General features: G+C 72.9%; 10 protein-coding genes and 2 tRNA genes. 9 read left to right on the top strand and 3 right to left on the bottom strand.

Annotated features, from left to right (window positions below; translation table 11 throughout):
• Window positions 1-67 precede the first annotated feature (67 nt).
• The 5 genes from ADK36_RS40310 (at window position 68) to ADK36_RS40330 (ending at window position 8,453) form a co-directional block, all read left to right on the top strand.
• Window positions 68-4,309 (top strand): NEW3 domain-containing protein, encoded by a 4,242-nt coding sequence (locus ADK36_RS40310; RefSeq protein ID WP_053201162.1) that lies wholly within the window; start codon window positions 68-70, stop codon window positions 4,307-4,309.
• Complete coding sequence (locus ADK36_RS49745) at window positions 4,306-5,013, top strand: hypothetical protein (protein WP_048586347.1); 708 nt, start codon at window positions 4,306-4,308, stop codon at window positions 5,011-5,013. Before ADK36_RS40310 ends, ADK36_RS49745 begins: the two co-directional genes overlap by 4 nt.
• 157 nt (window positions 5,014-5,170) lie before the next feature.
• Window positions 5,171-6,544, top strand: a complete 1,374-nt coding sequence (locus tag ADK36_RS40320) for an extracellular solute-binding protein (RefSeq protein WP_048586348.1) — start codon at window positions 5,171-5,173, stop codon at window positions 6,542-6,544.
• 2 nt (window positions 6,545-6,546) lie between these two features.
• Window positions 6,547-7,578: a carbohydrate ABC transporter permease gene (locus tag ADK36_RS40325; protein ID WP_048586349.1), complete on the top strand. Its 1,032-nt coding sequence runs from the start codon at window positions 6,547-6,549 to the stop codon at window positions 7,576-7,578.
• Entirely contained in the window at window positions 7,575-8,453 is an 879-nt protein-coding gene (locus tag ADK36_RS40330; protein WP_048586350.1) for a carbohydrate ABC transporter permease, read from the top strand. The genes ADK36_RS40325 and ADK36_RS40330 overlap by 4 nt, the downstream gene beginning before the upstream one ends.
• Here the strand turns inward: ADK36_RS40330 and ADK36_RS40335 are convergent.
• Together ADK36_RS40335 and ADK36_RS40340 are read right to left on the bottom strand one after the other, a co-directional pair.
• Window positions 8,417-10,609, bottom strand: coding sequence for a glycoside hydrolase family 3 N-terminal domain-containing protein (locus tag ADK36_RS40335; protein ID WP_234330056.1), 2,193 nt, complete (start codon window positions 10,607-10,609; stop codon window positions 8,417-8,419). The genes ADK36_RS40330 and ADK36_RS40335 overlap by 37 nt on opposite strands.
• Before the next feature lie 122 nt (window positions 10,610-10,731).
• The gene (locus ADK36_RS40340) at window positions 10,732-11,766 is read right to left on the bottom strand and encodes an N-acetylglucosamine kinase (protein WP_053201166.1); all 1,035 of its coding nucleotides are present in this window, start codon (window positions 11,764-11,766) and stop codon (window positions 10,732-10,734) included.
• Window positions 11,767-11,839: 73 nt separating this feature from the next.
• Here ADK36_RS40340 and ADK36_RS40345 point away from each other — a divergent pair, with 73 nt between their 5' ends.
• The gene (locus ADK36_RS40345; RefSeq protein ID WP_053201168.1) at window positions 11,840-13,087 is read left to right on the top strand and encodes a glycoside hydrolase 5 family protein; all 1,248 of its coding nucleotides are present in this window, start codon (window positions 11,840-11,842) and stop codon (window positions 13,085-13,087) included.
• Window positions 13,088-13,114: 27 nt separating this feature from the next.
• On the opposite strand, the gene ADK36_RS40350 is transcribed toward ADK36_RS40345, so the two are convergent.
• Window positions 13,115-14,608: a glycoside hydrolase family 3 N-terminal domain-containing protein gene (locus tag ADK36_RS40350; protein WP_053201170.1), complete on the bottom strand. Its 1,494-nt coding sequence runs from the start codon at window positions 14,606-14,608 to the stop codon at window positions 13,115-13,117.
• Window positions 14,609-14,760: 152 nt separating this feature from the next.
• On the opposite strand from ADK36_RS40350, the gene ADK36_RS40355 reads away from it, so the two are divergent.
• From ADK36_RS40355 to ADK36_RS40365, 3 genes are all read left to right on the top strand, one after another.
• Window positions 14,761-14,832 (top strand) — tRNA-Tyr (locus ADK36_RS40355).
• Between the two features lie 3 nt (window positions 14,833-14,835).
• Window positions 14,836-14,907: transfer RNA gene (locus tag ADK36_RS40360), tRNA-Pro, on the top strand.
• A 3-nt stretch (window positions 14,908-14,910) separates the two neighbouring features.
• Window positions 14,911-17,214 carry a hypothetical protein gene (locus ADK36_RS40365; protein WP_053201172.1) on the top strand — a complete coding sequence of 768 codons (2,304 nt, stop codon included), beginning with the start codon at window positions 14,911-14,913 and terminating at the stop codon, window positions 17,212-17,214.
• Window positions 17,215-17,239: the final 25 nt, after the last annotated feature.

Below are 17,239 nucleotides of genomic sequence, written 5' to 3' on the forward strand. Positions count from 1 at the left end.
CAGGTGGTTGTTTGAATCATCCTGTTGCGCCAGGATGGGGCTCCCCCCGAGCACTCGTAGGAGCCCCATGCGCGTCATCTCTGTCGAGTCGACCGAGCTCTTCGTCGGTTCCGAGGACCGTCCGCACCAGGTGGTGGCCGTCGAGATCGGACATGACCCGGGCCGCGCGGTCCGCCTGACCGTGGAGGGCCCGGGCGTCCGCGGCACCGGCGAGGCGACCGCGGGGGACGACGGCACCGGGCGCGCCGAGATACCGGTGACGACCGACCTGGCCCCCGGCGACCGCACCCACATCAGGGTCACGGCCGAGGACGCCGACGACCCGGCCCGAAGTGCCGAGCACTCCGCCGCGTTCACGGCCGCCGAACCGGGCTGGACCATGTTCATGGTCAGCCACTTTCACTACGACCCCGTCTGGTGGAACACGCAGGCCGCCTACACCGAGACCTGGGACGTCGCCGACGACCCCGCCGGCACCGGACTGCCCGCCCGCACCTTCGACTCACGCGGCCAGTCGGGCATGAGCCTGGTCCGCGCCCACTGCGACCTGGCGCGGCGCGACCCGGCGTACACCTTCGTGCTCGCGGAGGTCGACTACCTCAAGCCGTACTGGGACGCCTTCCCGGAGGAGCGCGCCTTCCTGCGCCAGCTGATCCGCACCGGCCGCGTCGAGATCATGGGCGGCACCTACAACGAGCCGAACACCAACCTCACCGGCGCCGAGGCGACCGTACGCAACGCCCTGTACGGCGACGGCTTCCAGCGCGGGATCATCGGGGCGGCGCCGGAGACGGCCTGGCAGCTGGACGCGTTCGGGCACGATCCGCAGTTCCCCGGGCTGATGGCGGACGCGGGGGTCAGCTCCAGCTCCTGGGCTCGCGGGCCGTTCCACCAGTGGGGGCCGACCCTCTCCGTCTTCGGCGAGGAACCCCGGGACCCGAACCGGATGCAGTTCCCGGCGGAGTTCAGCTGGATCGCCCCTTCCGGCCGCGGACTGCTGACCGCCTACATGGTCAACCACTACGGCGCCGGCTGGGCGATCGACAACGCGCCCACGCTCCCCGAGGCGGAGGCAGCCGCGCTCAAGCTGTTCAAGGGGCTGAAGCAGGTCGCGCTCACCCGCAACGTGCTGCTCCCGGTCGGCGGTGACTACGCGCCCCCGTGCCGCTGGGTGATGGGCATCCACCGGGACTGGAACGCCCGTTACGTCTGGCCGCGCTTCGTCAGCGGGATCCCCCGGGACTTCTTCGCCGCCGTACGCGCGGAGCTGGACGCGGAGGGCCGCAAGGCGTCCCCGCAGACCCGGGACATGAACCCGGTCTACACCGGGAAGGACGTCTCCTACATCGACACCAAGCAGGCCCAGCGGTACGGCGAGACGCTGCTCGCCGACGCGGAGGCCTGGGCGACGCTCGCCTCGCTGGTCACCGGCCACCCCTGTCCGGACGCGGCGCTCGACAAGGCCTGGCGGCAGCTGATCTACGGCGCCCACCACGACGCCATCACCGGCTCGGAGTCCGACCAGGTCTACATCGACCTCCTCACCGGCTGGCGGGAGCTGTTCGACCTGGCTCGGACCGTGCACGCCGACGCGACCGACGCCCTGGCGAGCAGGGTCGCCCAACTGCCGGGCGGCGCACCCGACCTGGTGGTCTTCAACGCGGCGACCTGGGAGCGCCGGGACGTCCTGGCCGTGGCGGACCCCGGACTCGTCCCGCTGGACGACACCGGCCTGCCCCTGCCCGCCGTACGGGAGGACGGCGAACTCCGGGTCGTCGTACCGGACGTGCCCGGCATGGGCCTCAAGGCGCTTCCGCTCGCCGACGGAACCGTCCCCGAGTGGACGCCCGGCGAGGGCGCCACCATCCGCAACGAGTTCTACGAGGTGACGGTCGATCCCGCGCGCGGCGGCGCCGTCAGCAGCCTGCGGGCACGGACGGAGGGCGGCCGGGAGCTCCTCCGCCCCGGCGACATCGGCAACGAGCTGGTCGTACAGGAGGAGTACCCGAGGCACCCGCGCTTCGGCGAGGGCCCCTGGCATCTCACGCCGACCGGCACGACCGCCGCGCGCAGCCGGGACGTCACTGCGGACATCGATGTCGAACACTCCCCCGCCGGATCCCGGATCACCGTCCGCGCCGACCTGGGCCTCTTCCGCTACACCCAGCGCCTGACGCTCTGGAAGGGCGTGGACCGCCTGGACGTCAGCACGACCATCGACGGCTACGACGGCGCGGACCGCCTCATCCGGGTCCGCTGGCCCTCCGACGTGCGCGGCGGGCTGCCGGTGCACGAGGTGGCCGACGCGGTGATCGGGCGCGGGTTCGGGTTCGTGGAGGTGGACAGCGAGCAATTCCCGTGGACGCTGGACAACCCGGCCAACACCTGGTTCGGCCTCGGCTCCACCGCGCGGGTCGCGGTCGCCGACGGCTCCGGCAGGCAGCTGGGCGAACGGTCCATCGGTGTCGCCGAGTTGGTGTACGCGTCCTGGGACGACGCCGGGGAGCTGGGCACCGCGCTCGCGGCGGCCCTGGTGCGCGTGGGCGTGACGGCGACCTCGACGATCGCCGGGGGCCCGCGCTACGGCGACCTGGAGGTCGACTCCAACCTGCCCGACATCCGAATCGCGGTCGGCGCGCCCGAGCGCAACTCCGTGGTCGCCGAGGCCCTCGGCTGGGATCCCGCGGCCGGACGGGAACTGCGCCGCCAGCTGGCCGAACAGGGCATGGCGGCCGTCTGGGTCGCGCCCCGCGCCTCCCTGCGGGAGGAGTGGGTGCCCGGCGCCGACCTGCGCGATCTGGAACGACTGCCGCTGCTCGTGGTGGCGGGCGCCCGGCCCGAGGACGACGCCAAGGCGGTGGACGCGCTGATCGCCGACCTGGACGACGCGGTCCTGGGGGCCACGGCGGCCGGCGGCGGCGAGGCGCTGCCGCCCGGGGACGCGTGGGACGGGCGCAGCTTCGCGGTCCTGAACCGCGGGACGCCCGGGTGTGTGGTGACCTCCTCCGGCGACCTCTACATGTCCCTGATGCGCTCCTGCACGGGCTGGCCGTCCGGCATCTGGGTGGACCCGCCCCGGCGCACCGCCCCCGACGGCTCCGCCTTCCAACTCCAGCGCTGGTCCCACACGTTCGAGTACGCCGTGGTCGCGGGCGCGGGCGACTGGCGGGAGCTGCGACTGCCGCAGGCCGGGCATGCGTTCAACCACCCCCTGACGGCGCGGTTGAGGCGGACGGCGTCCGAGGATGCGGCACTGCCCAGAAAGGCCGTTCTTCTGGGCCTTGAGCCCTCCGGCGAGGTCCTGCTCGACGCGTTCAAGCCGGTCGGGTCACCGCTCGCCCGGGGAAGTGTGGCGGCGGCGGACCCGGGACGCGGGGTCGTCATCCGGATGCACGAGGTGAACGGGCGGCCGGTGCGAGCGCGGGTGCGCGGGCCGCTGGAGTGGACGGACGGTGCGCGGGCGGACGTTCTGGAGCGGCGCGGGGAGCCGCTGACGCCCGGCGACCAGGGGGCACTCGACCTCGACCTGACCGGCTTCGAGGTGGCGACGGTCCTCGCCACGGCGGACGCGGAAACGGCTCCCGGTCCGGGCGTCGCCGCCCACGAGCCCGCCCAGCCGGTCCCCACCCGCTACTGGCTCCACAACTCCGGCCCCGCCCCGCGCGGCAACATGCCGGTCGCGGTCTACGTCTCCCCGACCACGCTCACGCTCGCCGACGGTCCGGTCACGGCGACGGTCCGGGTCGGCTCGGAGCTGACCGACGCACCGGTGTCGGGCACGGTGAGCCTGCACGTCCCGCCCGGCTGGTCCGTCGAACCGCCCGAACTGCCCTACGCCCTGGGCCCCGGCGGGTTCACGGTCGCCGAGGTCACGGTGACGCCACCGCCCGACGCCGAGCCGGGGCGGCACTGGCTCGCCGCCCGGTTGCCGTACGGCGGGCAGACGTACGAGGACGTGGTGGCACTGGATGTGGCGGACGGACACACGGGCCCAACGCTCGTGACCGAGCTGGGAGTCGAGCGGGTGAGCGTACGCCGGGGTGAGCGCGCCCGGGTTCCGGTGACCCTGCGCAACACAACCCGGGGTCCGATCAGCGGCACCCTGTGGGCGGTCTCCTCCTGGGGAACCTGGGCGGGCGTGACCCCGGGCTGCCAGGGCTTCACCGTGCCGGGCGGCGAGCAACTGGACTACGCGATCGAGGTGGACGGCGAGGCGGTGCCGCCGGGTTCCTACTGGCTGATGGCGAAGGTCGGCTGGCACGGCTGCGTCGCCTACTCGGAGGCGGTCGTGCTGGAGGTGACGGAGTGAGCGAGCACGCCGCCCTGGTACACGGCCAGGCAGTCCCCAGGTCCCGCGTGGACGCCTTCCTCAAAGCCGTCCCAGCCCGCGACCCCGAAACCCGCCCGGAGTCCCTGGCAAGGGCCGAACGCCAACGCCGCCGCTGGGCAACCCAGGTGGTGGTGATCGACGAGCTGGCCAGACAGGCATGCAAGTCGTGGCCTGCAACCCCCCTGAGGGGCGCGGGGCTGTATCGACATGCGGCTCCGCCGCGGGGCGCGACCAGCCCCGACGGCGCCGCACCCGACGAACCACCCTCCACGCCCCCACCCCCCACGGCCCCACCCGCGGAGCGCACCGTGGCAGACCTGGGCAGCATCATCGCCGTAGCCCTCTCCCACTCCCCCGCCGCCCGCACCCTGCTGGCCCACCTGGAAGCCGAGCAGCACATCCCCGAGGCGGCAATACGCGACTACTACGACCGCAACCGGGACCGCTACCTCACCCCGTCCGCACTCAGGCGCGGCGTGGACCCCTACGACCCGGCAGCCACCCCGGCCGACTTCCTGCCCTACGAGCGGACGCGCCCCGGCATCGAGCGCGAGCTACGGCAGGCGGCAGCCCGCTGGGCCTTCTTCGGCTGGCTGGACCAGGCGCGGACCGGCGTGGAGTACGCCCCGGGCCACGAGCACCCCGGAGATCCGTCCCACCCCGACCACGAGCACCGGCACTGAACGAAACAGAACGGAACGGAACGCAAAAGCAACCCGGAAAACCATTGACCTCCGATGAATTCTGGTCCACCTTTTCATCAATCAGCGTCCAAGTTGGTGATTTGAACCAGCTATCACCAGCGAACCAGACGGCTCGGTCGGCCGCAGGAGGGCACCCATGCGCGCAAGCAGACTTCCCGGATCCCTGGCATGTTTCCTCGCCCTGGCACTCGCGGCCGCCGGCTGCGGCCTCTCCGGCGGCGGCTCCGACGACGGCGAGGCCACGGCCGGCGGCTGCAAGGTCGACAAGGCGAACGTCGGGTCCGGCGCGCTCACGGGGGACGTCAAGGGCGACATCACCTTCCAGACGACCAATCTGAAGAAGGACTTCGGCGACTACTTCAACGGCGTCATCGCCGCCTTCGAGAAGGAGCACCCGGACGCCAAGGTGAAGTGGATCGACGACCCGGGCGACGCCACCTTCACCCAGCGCCTGGTCGCCGACGCGCAGGGCTGCACCCTGCCGGACGTGGTGAACATCAACGTCAACACGGCGATAGCGCTCACCAAGAACGGCTACCTGCTCGACCTGGACAAGAAGGCACCGGACGCGGGCGAGCCGTTCGTCCCCGCGCTGTGGAAGTCGAGCCTGTACGCGGACGCCTCGGGCACCAAGGTGCACAGCGTGCTGCCCTGGTACTCCGGCGGCATCGTGCAGACCTTCAACACCGAGCTGATGAAGAAGGCGGGCCTGGACCCGGCCAAACCTCCGACGACCGTCCTCGGCCTGTTCGACGACGCGGAGAAGGTCGCCAAGGCATCGGGCGGCAAGTACCACGCCCTCCTCGCCAACCCGCAGCTACGCATCCCGGCCGACTGGCAGCAGATGGGCATCCAGATCTTCTCCGCCGACGGCAAGTCGTTCACCTTCGCCGACGACCCGAAGGCCGTGCGGTGGGTCGAGGCCATGACCAAGCTCTACAAGGCCGGCGGGATGCCCCGGGACTCCCTCTCCTCCACCCAGGACCCGGCCAACGTCTACGGCCAGGGCAAGCTGGTCTACGGCCCCACCAACCCCAACTTCCTGCGGTTCATCCAGCAGAACAACCCGACCGTCTACAAGAAGACCGGCGTCGCCCGCTACATGCTGGACGACCTCGGCCACACCGTCGGCGCCCCGCAGTACATCGGCGTCGCGTCCACCAGCAAGAACGCGACGACCGCCCTGTCCTTCGCGCGGTTCCTGACCAACGCGAAGAACCAGCTGGAGTGGGCGAAGGACCCGAACGTGGTCATCTTCCCGTCGACCACGGCCTCGCTGGACGACCCGTTCTTCCAGTCGGTCAAGGGCACGGACCCCTTCGCCGAGGCCCGGAAGATCGTGGCCAGTGACCGCAAGACCGCGACGGCCGACGAGATCGCCCTCACCCCGGGTGAGCTGAACGCCTTCTCGGCCCAGATCCAGCTGGCCATGCAGGGCAAGAAGAGTGCCGAGGACGCCCTGAAGGACGCCCAGTCCAAGGGCAACGAGCTGATCGAGCAGGGCAGCTGACGATGGCTCAGCACACCGTGGACCAGGCGCCCGTTCCCGCTCCCCTCGGGGCGGGCGCCCCCCGCCCCGGCTCCGTACCCGAACCGCCGGGGCGCCTGCGCCGCGCCCTCCGCTCCGTCACGCCCGGCCCGACGGCGGACGCGGGGGGCGCGGCGCTCTACCGCCGCTGGTGGCTGCCCTGGCTGTGGATGCTCCCGGCGATCGTCGGCACGACGGTGTTCGGGGTGTTCCCGTTCCTCAACACCATCCTGGTGTCCTTCACCGACGCCAAGCCGCTCGGCGGCGCGTACAACCTGGTGGGCCTGGACAACTACACGCGGATGCTGGGCGATTCGGACTTCTGGCTGGCTACCCGCAACAGCGTCCTGTACGCGCTGATCGTCGTCCCGCTGATGGTCCTGCTGCCGCTGCTGCTCGCGATCCTGGTCGAGCGGAACCTGCCGGGCATCGGCTTCTTCCGCTCCGCCTTCTACACCCCGGTCCTCGCCTCCAGCGTGGTCGTGGGCCTGAGCTGGCAGTGGCTGCTGAGCGACCAGGGCCTGGTCAACACCTGGCTCCAGAAGGCCCACATCATCCGGGAGGCGATCCCGTTCCTCTCCGACTCGTGGCTGATCCTGCTGTCGGCGATGGGCCTGACCCTGTGGAAGGGCCTCGGCTGGTACATGATCTTCTACCTGGCCGCGCTGGGGAACGTGCCGAAGGAACTCCACGAGGCCGCGGCCGTCGACGGCGCGGGCGCGGTCCGCCGCTTCTGGCACGTCACCGTGCCGGGCGTCCGCCAGTCGATGATGCTGGTCGGCACCCTCACCGGCATCGGCTCCCTGCGGGTCTTCACCGAGATCTACATGCTCGGCGGCGCCACCGGCGGCCCCGGTGGAGCCGACCGCACGCTCCCCTTCTACATCCGGGACGTCGGCCTCGACCCGCTCACCGGCAACGCCGGATACGGCGCCGCGGTCAGCGTCGCCCTGTTCGCCCTGACCCTGGGCCTGACGCTGCTCGCCCAGCGCCTGACGAAGGAGGACGAGGGATGACCACGGCCGTCGAGAAGAACCGGCGTCTGATGCCGCGCTGGCGGGACTACGGCCGACCGCGCGAACTGGTCGTCCGCTACCTGCTGTTGGTGTTCGTCCTGTTCATCACCGTGGGCCCGCTGGTGTGGCAGGTGCTGTCGTCCCTCAAGGGCCCCACCGAGGACGTCTTCGGCGCGGGCGCCTCGCTGATCCCGCACCACCCCTCCCTGCGGGCCTACAAGCAGGTCTTCGACCAGGTGCCGGTGTGGACGTACATCAGGAACAGCCTGTTCGTCGCGGTCATCTCCATCACCAGCCAGCTGGTCTTCTCCACCATGGCCGGCTACATGCTCTCCAAGCCCGCCTGGAAGGGCCGCAAGCTGGTGTGGGTGCTGCTGATGGCGTCCATGATGTTCCCCTTCGAGTCGATCATGGTGTCGCTGTTCCTGAGCGTCCGCGACATGGGCCTGGTCGACAACCTCGTCGGCGTCTGGCTGCCCGGCTTCGTCGCCGCGATCAACGTCCTCATCATGCGGGCCGCGTTCCTCGCCGTCCCGCGCGAGATCGAGGACGCGGCCATGCTGGACGGCGCGGGCGAGTGGAAGCGGTTCCGCCATCTGTATCTCCCGTCCGCGTACGGCGCGATCCTGGTCGTCACCATCAACACCTTCATCAGCGCCTGGGACGACTTCCTCTGGCCGCTGATCGTGCTGCGCACCGAGGAGCACTTCACGCTGACCCTGGGTCTGGCCCGGCTCCAGACGTCGTCCTTCGGCTACGACCAGCGGTTGGTGATGGCGGGGTCGGTGATCTCGGTGATCCCGGTGCTGCTGCTGTTCGTGATCACACAGCGGTGGTTCTACAAGGGGGTTTCCTCGGGGGCCGTCAAGCTCTGAGTCGGTACGGCGGTCAGGGCCGCCCGCGCCGACTCCGCGACGCGGAACTCCACCACCGTGCCCCTGCCGGGCAGGCCGGCGCCGAGCGGGAACGCCACCGTGCGGGTCTCGCCCGGCGCCGCCTCGACGGCCTGGAAGCCGCACAGCTCCAGCGTGCGCGGCCACACCGGGGTCCGCAGCCGGCGCAGATACAGCTGGGCGACGGAACGGCCCGGGCGCTGCCCCGTGTTGGTGATGTCGACCTCGACGGTGTTCCCGGACAGCCGCGGTGGGCCGTACGCGAAGCTGGTGTACGAGAGCCCGTGCCCGAAGGAGTAGAGCGGCTCGGCGTCCTCATCCGCATAGCCGGCGTACTCGGTGTCCTTGTGGTTGTAGTAGACGGGGAGCTGGGCCGCGGAGCGCGGCACCGAGACCGGCAGTCGGCCGACGGGTTCGGCCAGCCCGAGCAGCACCTCGGCGATCGCCTCGCCGCCCCACGGGCCCGGGTACCAGGCGGTGAGCAGGGCGGCTCCGGTGGCGGGCACGACATGCGGCCGGCCCTGGACCAGCACGACCACGGTCGGCGTCCCGGTCGCGGTGACGGCCTCCAGCAGGGCGTTCTGGGCCCTCCCCAGCCGTAGTCCGGCCAGATCGACGCCCTCACCGCAGGTCATCTCGGAGACGACGGTCCGGGCGGCCCCGTTGGCGTCGAACTCCGTGTCGGGCGTACGTGCGCTGCTGCCGCCCAGCACCACCACGACCAGGTCGGAGGCGGCGGCCGCCGCGACGGCCTCGGGGATGCCGGAGAGGTCACCGCCGGTGAGGGCGCAGCCGGGGGCGTGGCGGATGTCGAGGCCGGGCGGGGCGAGGCGGCGTAGTCCGTCGAGCACGCTCACCGCCGTGCCGGGGCGTTGCGGGGCGGTGTAGTCGCCCGACTGGTGGGCGGCGGTGGCGGATTGGGGGCCGAGGACGGCCAGGCGGGAGACGGCCGCCGAGACGGGCAGGACCCCACCGTCGTTGCGCAGGAGGGTGACCGCGCCTCGGGCGACGGCGATGCTCACCTCCCGGCCGTGCGCCGGGGAGGGAAAGGGAGTGGTGGCGACCCCGGTGCCGGCCCCGGTGTCGACCTCCTGATCGAAGAGTCCCAGCCGGAACTTGAGCCGCAGGACGCGGGCGGCCGCGGTGTCGAGGGCCTCCTCGGCCACCAGCCCCCGCTCGACCGCCTCCTCCAGATGCGTGAAGCCCTCGTCCCACAGGCTCAGGTCGACACCGGCGTCGAGCGCGAGGGCGCCCGCGGACACCTTGTCGCCGGTGATCCGGGCCAGCCGGTCCACCGCGAGACCGTCGGCCATGACCAGCCCCTCGAACCCCCAGCGCTCTCTGAGGAGTTCGGTGAGCAGGGCCCTGTTGCCGGCGCAGGGCAGGCCGTCCACCTCGTTGTACGCGGCCATGACGGCGGCGGCCCCGGCGCGGACGCCGGCGCGGGCGGCGGGGAGGTGGATCTCGTGCAGCTCCCGCGGGCCCAGCTCGGACTCGGCGGAGTTGCGCCCGCCGACGGTGGCGCCCTGTCCGGCGAAGTGCTTGAGGACGACGGGGGCCTTGTCGGCGGCGAAGTACTCGGCCGGCTCGCCCTGCATGCCGCGTACGACGGCCTCCGTGAAGCGGGCGGCGAGGTGCGGGTCCTCCCCGAAGCACTCCTCGGTGCGGCCCCAGCGGGGGTCGCGGGCGATGTCGAGCGCCGAGACGAGGGCTATGTGGCCGCCGCGGGAGCGCAGTTCGGCGGCGGCGTGGGCGGCGGCGCGTTCGCACAGCTCGGGGTCCCAGGTGGCACCGACGGCCAGATTGACCGGCAGGACCGTGCCGTCCAGCGCCATGTGCCCGTGCGGCACCTCCTCGACGAACAGCGCGGGAATCCCGAGCCGGCTCCGCTCGACGACGTGGCGCTGCACCAGCTCGGCGAGGGCCGCGCCGTCCTCGGCGCCGGGTCCGTTGGTGTGGTCGACGCCGGACCAGGCGTCGGCGCGCTGGAGGCCGTAGAGGGCGCCGAGCCCCTCGAAGCGGTCGGTCTCGGCGTACAGGGCGTCGGTGAGTTCGAAGCCGCCGTCGGGGGTGCGGCGGTAGGCGTCCCAGCCGTACATCCGCTGGTTGAGCTGGCCGGCCTTTTCGCGCAGGGTCATGCGGGAGAGCAGGTCGCGGACTCGGGCCTCGACGGGGGCGGTGCGGTCACGGTAGGGCGGGGTGTGCGGGGCCGGCACGGTGTGCGGGACGTCGGCGCTGTGCGGCCGCGCGGCGGGGCCGGTCATTCCGCGCACCCCAGTCGGGCGAGGGCTACGGCGCCCCGGGAGCCGTCGGCCACCCAGTCGAGGGTGAGGCCGAGGGGGTGCAGCCGGGCGGTGAGGGGTGTGGTCAGCGGTCCGTCGGGGCCGAGCAGCCCTCCGGTCGCGACGATCCGCTCGCCGGACTGCGGTTCGAGGGCGCGGACGGTGTCGGCGAGGTGGTCCGCGGCCGTCGAGAGGATCCCCTCGGCGACGGCGTCCCGGTGCCGGGCGGCGGCTTCGGCGACGAGCGGGGCGAGCTGGGCCAGTCGGACCGGCGGCCGGTCCATCACAGCGGGGAGCAGGTGCATGCGGTACGCCTCACGTCGGGCCCGGGTCCAGGCTCCGGTGTCGTACGGGCCCGGCGCCTCCCCCGGCAGGACGTCGTCCGGCACGCCCAGCGCCCGCCCGACGAACGCGGCCAGCACCGTCGGCCCGCCCCGGCCGTCGGCCATGCGCAGCGCCAGCCGTACCGCCTCGCGCCCGATCCAGAAGCCGCTGCCGTCGTCGCCGAGCAGCCAGCCGTCGCCGCCGGCGGTCTCGGTGCACGCGCGTGCGGTGATGCGCACCGCGACCGCGCCGGTGCCGGCCACCAGGGCGAGTCCGTCGGCGGGGTGACCGGGCGCGGAGGCGAACGCCGCCTCGATGTCGCTGTGGATCTCGACCGAGTCGGCTCCGATGCCCAGTCGGCGCAGCGCGACGGTGAGGGCGGCGTGCGCCTTGACCCGGCCCGGCTCGTCGGGAGCAGTCCGTGAGGCGCCCGCGAAACCGCCCGCCACCGCGACCACCCGGCCGCGCAGCTCCTCCGGCACCGCCTGCGCGAGTGCCTCGGCCAGGTGCTCGGTGAGCTGCGGACCGGGAACGGTCAGGGCGTTGCCGGGCCCGGAGACGCCCTCGCCCTCGGGGTCGCCGCCGTGCGCGGGCGCCAGGACGGCACGCGTACGGGTGCCGCCGGCGTCGAGGCCGACGACGTACGCCGGCGCCCGTCCGGCCGAGGTTTGGTTCAAATCACTATTCATCGTCGCCCATGGTGGTTGATACATTCGCGGCAGACAAGAGAGACGGACAAGAGACAGACGGCAGCCAAGCCCCGTGCAAGGCCGGCCCGAGGAGGATCCCATCCACCCGCTCCGCTTCGGCGTCAACTACACGCCCCGCCACGGCTGGTTCCACTCCTGGCACGACTTCGACCCGCCGCGCGCGCGTGAGGACCTGGACCGGATAGCCGGCCTCGGCCTCGACCATGTCCGCGTCTTCCACCTCTGGCCGCTGCTCCAGCCCAACCGCACCCTCGTGCGCACCGCGGCGGTCGACCAGCTGGCGCACCTCGTCGACCTGGCCGGCGAGGCCGGTCTGGACGTCATGGTGGACGGCGTCCAGGGCCATCTGTCGAGCTTCGACTTCTACCCCGAGTGGACCCGCGGCTGGCACCACCGCAAGGTGTTCACCGACCCGGAGGCCGTCGAGGCCCAGGCCAACCTCCTGCGCACCCTCGGCCGCGCGCTCGCCGGCCGCCCGAACCTCATCGGCCTCCAGCTCGGCAACGAGCTCAACAACCTGGTCGAGCACAACCCGGTGACCGCCGACGAGGTGGACCACTACCTCGACACCCTGCTGGCGGCGGCCCGCGAGGGACTCGGCGCCGACGGCGGCCTGGTCACGCACTCCGCCTACGACGCGGCCTGGTACGGCGACGACCACCCCTTCACCCCGCAGGCCTCGGCCCGCAAGGGCGATCTGACGACCGTCCACCCCTGGGTGTTCTCCGGCGACTGCGCCCGGCGCTACGGCCCCCGCTCCCCGCAGGTGCGGCATCTCGCCGAGTACGGCACCGAGCTGGCCAAGGCGTACGCCACCGACCCCGCGCGCCCCGTCTGGGTCCAGGAGACGGGCGCCCCCGAACCGCACATCCCGGCCGCCGACGCCCCCGACTTCGCGCGCGCCACCGTACGCAACGCGGCCGGGTGCGCGGGGCTGTGGGGCGTGACCTGGTGGTGCTCGCACGACGTGGACCGGTCGCTGGCCGACTTCCCGGAACTGGAGTACACACTGGGCCTGTTCGACTCGACGGGCCGCGCCAAGCCGATCGCCGAGGCCCTCGCCGAGACCATCACCGACCTGCGCGAGACCCCGGACTCAGCTCAACCCCGCGACACCGCCCTGCTCCTGGACTGCACCCCGAGCACCCGTTCGGTGTCCGGTCCGGGCGGCGCCTACTTCGAGTCCTGGATGCGGATGCGGGCGGAGGGGCTGAGTCCGGCAGTGGTCCTGGCCGCGCGGGCGGAGGACGCGGAGTACCTGGCGGCCCGGGGGATCAAGGAGGTCGTACGGCCGTCCTGAGCGCCGCGATCGACCGGCGGGCGCGCCTCAGCCGACGGTGACGCCCGCCAACGCCTCGGCGACCGCCCGCAGGTTGACCCGCCCCCGCCCGTACGAGCAGAGGGCGCCGCCCTCCGGCAGTCCCGTGTCCACCCGTATCGCGTCCGGCCGCCGCTCCAGCAGGGCGTCCCGCAACCGGGCCTGCCAAGGGTGCAGTCCGGCGTCGCACGTGGCCACGACCAGTGGAGCGCCGCCACAGCACCGCAGCATGCCGTCGACGAGTGCGGCGGGGTCGGCCGGTTCCCCGGTGACCGCCGTGCCCGTGGACGTGGGGTCGACGGCGCGTATCTCGGTCAGCAGGTCCTCGCCGCCCCAGTTGAGCGCGGGGTGCGGCGGCGGGAACAGGTCGACGACATGGGCGCCCCGCACGGCAGCCGGAACGCCCCGGCTCCGTACGGCCCGGCGGGCGGCCTCCAGTCCGGCGTCCGCGTCCCAGTCGGCGATGTCGAGCGTGGGCGTCGCGTACCGCGCGGCGAGCCGCCGTACCCGCCCCGCGGCCTCCCCGATCCGCTCCTCCGCGAGCAGCCCGGTGCGCAGCGCGTCGAGCACGGCGTCCCGGCAGTCCAGGGTGACGTTCAGGTCCCCCACGGCGACGATCACTTGGTCCGCTCCGGCGGCGAGCGCGATGCGGGCGCCGGCCGCCTCGCCGTACTGGTCGGCGATCGCCTTCATCTCCAGGGCGTCGCTGACGAGGACGCCGTCGAAGCCGAGGTCGTGGCGGAGCAGATCGCCGAGGACGCGGCGGCTGAGCGTGGCGGGGCGGTTGGGGTCCAGGGCGGGGAAGACGACATGGGCGCTCATCAGCATCGGCACTCCGGCGGCGATCGCCGCGCGGAACGGTTCGAGGTCGACGCGGAGTTCGTCGTACGGCCGCGGGTCGACGGCGATGCCGTGGTGGCTGTCGGTGACGGTGCCGCCGTGGCCGGGGAAGTGCTTGGCGCAGGAGGCGATGGACCGGGCCTCGGTGGCGGTGATCCAGGCGCGCAGATGGCGGGCGGCGAGTCCGGGGTCGGCGCCGAAGGAGCGGGTGCGCACGATCGGGCTGTCCGGCCGGTGCTGGAGGTCGGCCACGGGGGCGTAGGAGGCGGTGATGCCGAGGGTGGCCAGATGGCCGGCGAGCGCGTCGGCGCAGCGGGCGGTGAGGTTCGGGTCGTCGACGACGCCGAGGGCGTAGGAGCCGGGGACGTCGGGGGCGCCGGCGGCGACCAGATGGCCGATGCCGCCGCCCTCGTTGTCGATGGCGACGAGGAGGTCCGGGCGTATCGCGCGCAGCTCGTCCGTGAGGCGGCGCACCTGCCGCGCGTCACGGATGTTGCGGGTAAAGAGGATGACCCCGCCGAGGCCGCGGTCGATGAGCTCCTTGAGCGGGTCCGGCACGCTGGTGGCGCCGTCGAACCCGGCTACGAGACAGCGGTGGGCGGCTTCGTCCAGGTCGACGGGGAGTGCGGTCGACCGGGAGAACACGTGCTCGAAGTGGCTCACCCCGGCAATGCTCTGGCTCGATCAGCCGAAAGTCAACCTCTCGATGGATCACTGATTCAGTAACGAACTCCACGGCCCAGGGCTCGCGCGGCGCCGGCCACCGGAAACCCGTTTGTACGGTGATCGGCCCGGCGTCTAACGTCGGTCTTCGTCGACGTGTAGCTCAGCAGCAGAGCACCGGGCTGTAATCCCGGAGGGCGCAGGGGCGGCACCTGCCACGTCGGCCTCGACGTGTAGCTCAGCAGCAGAGCACCGGGCTCGGGACCCGGAGGGCGCGGGGGCGGAACCCGCCACGTCGGCTTATGAACGACAACGCTGAGCAGCAGCCCCTCACCGCGGCCCCGTCCTACGCGACGGCCCAGCTGGCCAATGCCTTCACGACCGCGCTGACCCACGACGACCCCGGCACCCGGCGCCGCGCCGAGGAGCGCGGGCAGCGCTGGCGGTCGGTCCTCGCGGGGATGGCCTCGGGCCGGCTGAGGGTCGGTTCGCGCACCCCGGTGGCCGGACTGCCGGCCTGGGTGACCCCCGAGGTCCTGCGGGGCGGCTTCGCCACCGGAACCCCCTGCGCGGGCGGCCCCCTCCAGCCGTACGAGACCGAGGCCGCACGGAGTTTCGGGGTGCCCGCCGAGCGGCGCGCGCTCTTCGCCCACTGCCTCACCGAAGCGGGACTCGCCTGGCTGTGGGCCCGACTGGACGACGGCCACTACGAGATCGGCGTGCCCGAGGAGGCCGCGCTGCTGACCGTGGCCTGGCTGGTGCGGCAGGGGGCGACGGACGGGGCGCTGGATCTCGCGGCCGAACTGGAGCCGTTCGCCGACCGGCTGCGCTTCCTGCCCCGCCCGGCCGACGGCCCGGCGCCGGACCCCACCGCCGCCGTCCACCGCAACACCGTCTCCGACGCCGTCGACACCTTCGTACGCCGGCGGCCCAACGCGGCCGTCGAGACCCAGCGCGAGGCACTCGCCGTATGGCAGCCGTTCGGCGACGAACTGCTGGCCCACTGGCTGGAGACGGCAGGGGACGGCCGGGTGCTCGAACTCGCCCCGGACGCCGACTGGTCGGCACGAGGTGCCGCCCTGCTCGCCCGCTACCGGCAGCTGGCCGCCGAACACACCCACTGCACCAAGCACCGCAGCCCCAAGCAGAACCTGGGCATTCTGCGCGGCGCGCTGGAGGAGACCGTCGCCGGACGGCCGCTGGACGCACGCCGGCTCGGTCTGCTGCGGCAGGCGGTGGAGTCCATGGTGCGGCGACGCGGCCTGCCCGGCTCCGCACCGCACACGGTCCTGCGCCGGCAGCAGGCGTGCCAGGCGGCTCTCCCGTCCCACCACGCGCTGGCCCAGTTGATGCTGCGCCGGCTCGCCGAACTGCCCCAGGACCGGGGCATCGCCGATGTCCCCCCGCTGCTGACGCCCGTGACGGCGCAGGAGGAGCAGGAGACCGGCCTGCCCACCGGAGCGCAGGTCCCGCCGGTGATCCGCCGGGTGGTCGAGGCCGCGCTGAGCGCGCCGATCGGCACGCTCGTGGGGCGGGGCGTCGTCCCGTCCGCCGAGGTCCTGGCCGAGCTGGTACCGCAGTTGGTCGCCGCCACGACCGCGCGGGCCTACGACGACGGTGCCCTGCGGGCGCTGATGGCCGCGAACCACGGCGCTTTCGCCAACCGCCGCTCGCTGCTCCTGCTCAACCTGGAACGTCAGGTGCGCGTGGAGGAGTTGCCCTGGGTGCGAGCGGTGTCCGGACACCGGTCCGCCGTCATCGGCAAGCCGGGCCAGGAAGGCGCGCTCACCGTCCTGCGGCAGCTGGGCGAGCTGGCCGTGCAGGGCTTCCCGGGCACGATCCTGCCCAACCCGCTGGTCCGCGAACTCGGCGTGCTCGCCCGCCAGTGCGACCTGGGCGCACCGTTCGTGGAGGAGTTGGCCGCCGACATCTTCATGGGCACGTTCAGCCCGAAGTTCCTCACGGCGGCGCGGATCGCGGGCGAGCTGCTCGGCGGCACACTGTACGAGCGCTACTACGGCATCGACTACGGAGCGATCCGCAACCTCGCGATCACCGAGACGGGCGCGGCGCTGAGCCGTTCGTACGGCGCCCGGACGTCCCCCGGTTTCGCACGGCTGTGCGCTGAGCGGGCCGGGGAGACGTCATCGGGGTCCTGGTCCGTGGCGGCGAACGGCACGGTGATCGAGCAGGCGCAGATCCTCACCACGCACAACCTGGCCACGCTGGTCCACCGGGTGGAGATCGCCCCGCAGCCCGGCTTCGCCGACCTGGCCCGCCGCTGCTTCGTCACCGTGTGCCGGCTCACGGCCCGGGTGCGGGGCAACCCGCGCCCCCTGTCCACCATCAAGGACGCCGCGTACGCCTGGCGCCAGATGCTGTTCCACCTGTCCCTGTGCCCGCCCGTCGAACAGCGCCGCTTCCTCGCCGGACTGGCCCAGGAGCCGGCCCGCCATCCCGCTCATGTGGCGACCCGGCTGGCCCCGGCCCTGGCGGGCCTGGCCCTGACGGTCGAGGGCGGCGCCTTCGACAGCGACGGAACTGCGGACGGGGGCCGGGCACGCCGGTTCCTGGGGTGGAGTACGACGGGGCACTGGATGCGGTGAGGGCGGGCAGGGCGGCGGGCTGGGG

The sequence above is a fragment of the Streptomyces viridochromogenes genome, from assembly GCF_001270495.1.
Lineage (GTDB): Bacteria > Actinomycetota > Actinomycetes > Streptomycetales > Streptomycetaceae > Streptomyces > Streptomyces viridochromogenes_A.

Excerpts from the sequence above, each read along its gene's own strand:
- ADK36_RS40320 (WP_048586348.1), top strand. The coding sequence starts at position 5,171 with ATGCGCGCAAGCAGACTTCCCGGATCCCTGGCATGTTTCCTCGCCCTG.
- ADK36_RS40330 (WP_048586350.1), top strand. The coding sequence starts at position 7,575 with ATGACCACGGCCGTCGAGAAGAACCGGCGTCTGATGCCGCGCTGGCGG.
- ADK36_RS40365 (WP_053201172.1), top strand. The coding sequence starts at position 14,911 with ATGAACGACAACGCTGAGCAGCAGCCCCTCACCGCGGCCCCGTCCTAC.
- ADK36_RS40340 (WP_053201166.1), bottom strand. The coding sequence starts at position 11,766 with ATGAATAGTGATTTGAACCAAACCTCGGCCGGACGGGCGCCGGCGTAC.
- ADK36_RS40310 (WP_053201162.1), top strand. The coding sequence starts at position 68 with ATGCGCGTCATCTCTGTCGAGTCGACCGAGCTCTTCGTCGGTTCCGAG.
- ADK36_RS40335 (WP_234330056.1), bottom strand. The coding sequence starts at position 10,609 with ATGACCCTGCGCGAAAAGGCCGGCCAGCTCAACCAGCGGATGTACGGC.
- ADK36_RS40325 (WP_048586349.1), top strand. The coding sequence starts at position 6,547 with ATGGCTCAGCACACCGTGGACCAGGCGCCCGTTCCCGCTCCCCTCGGG.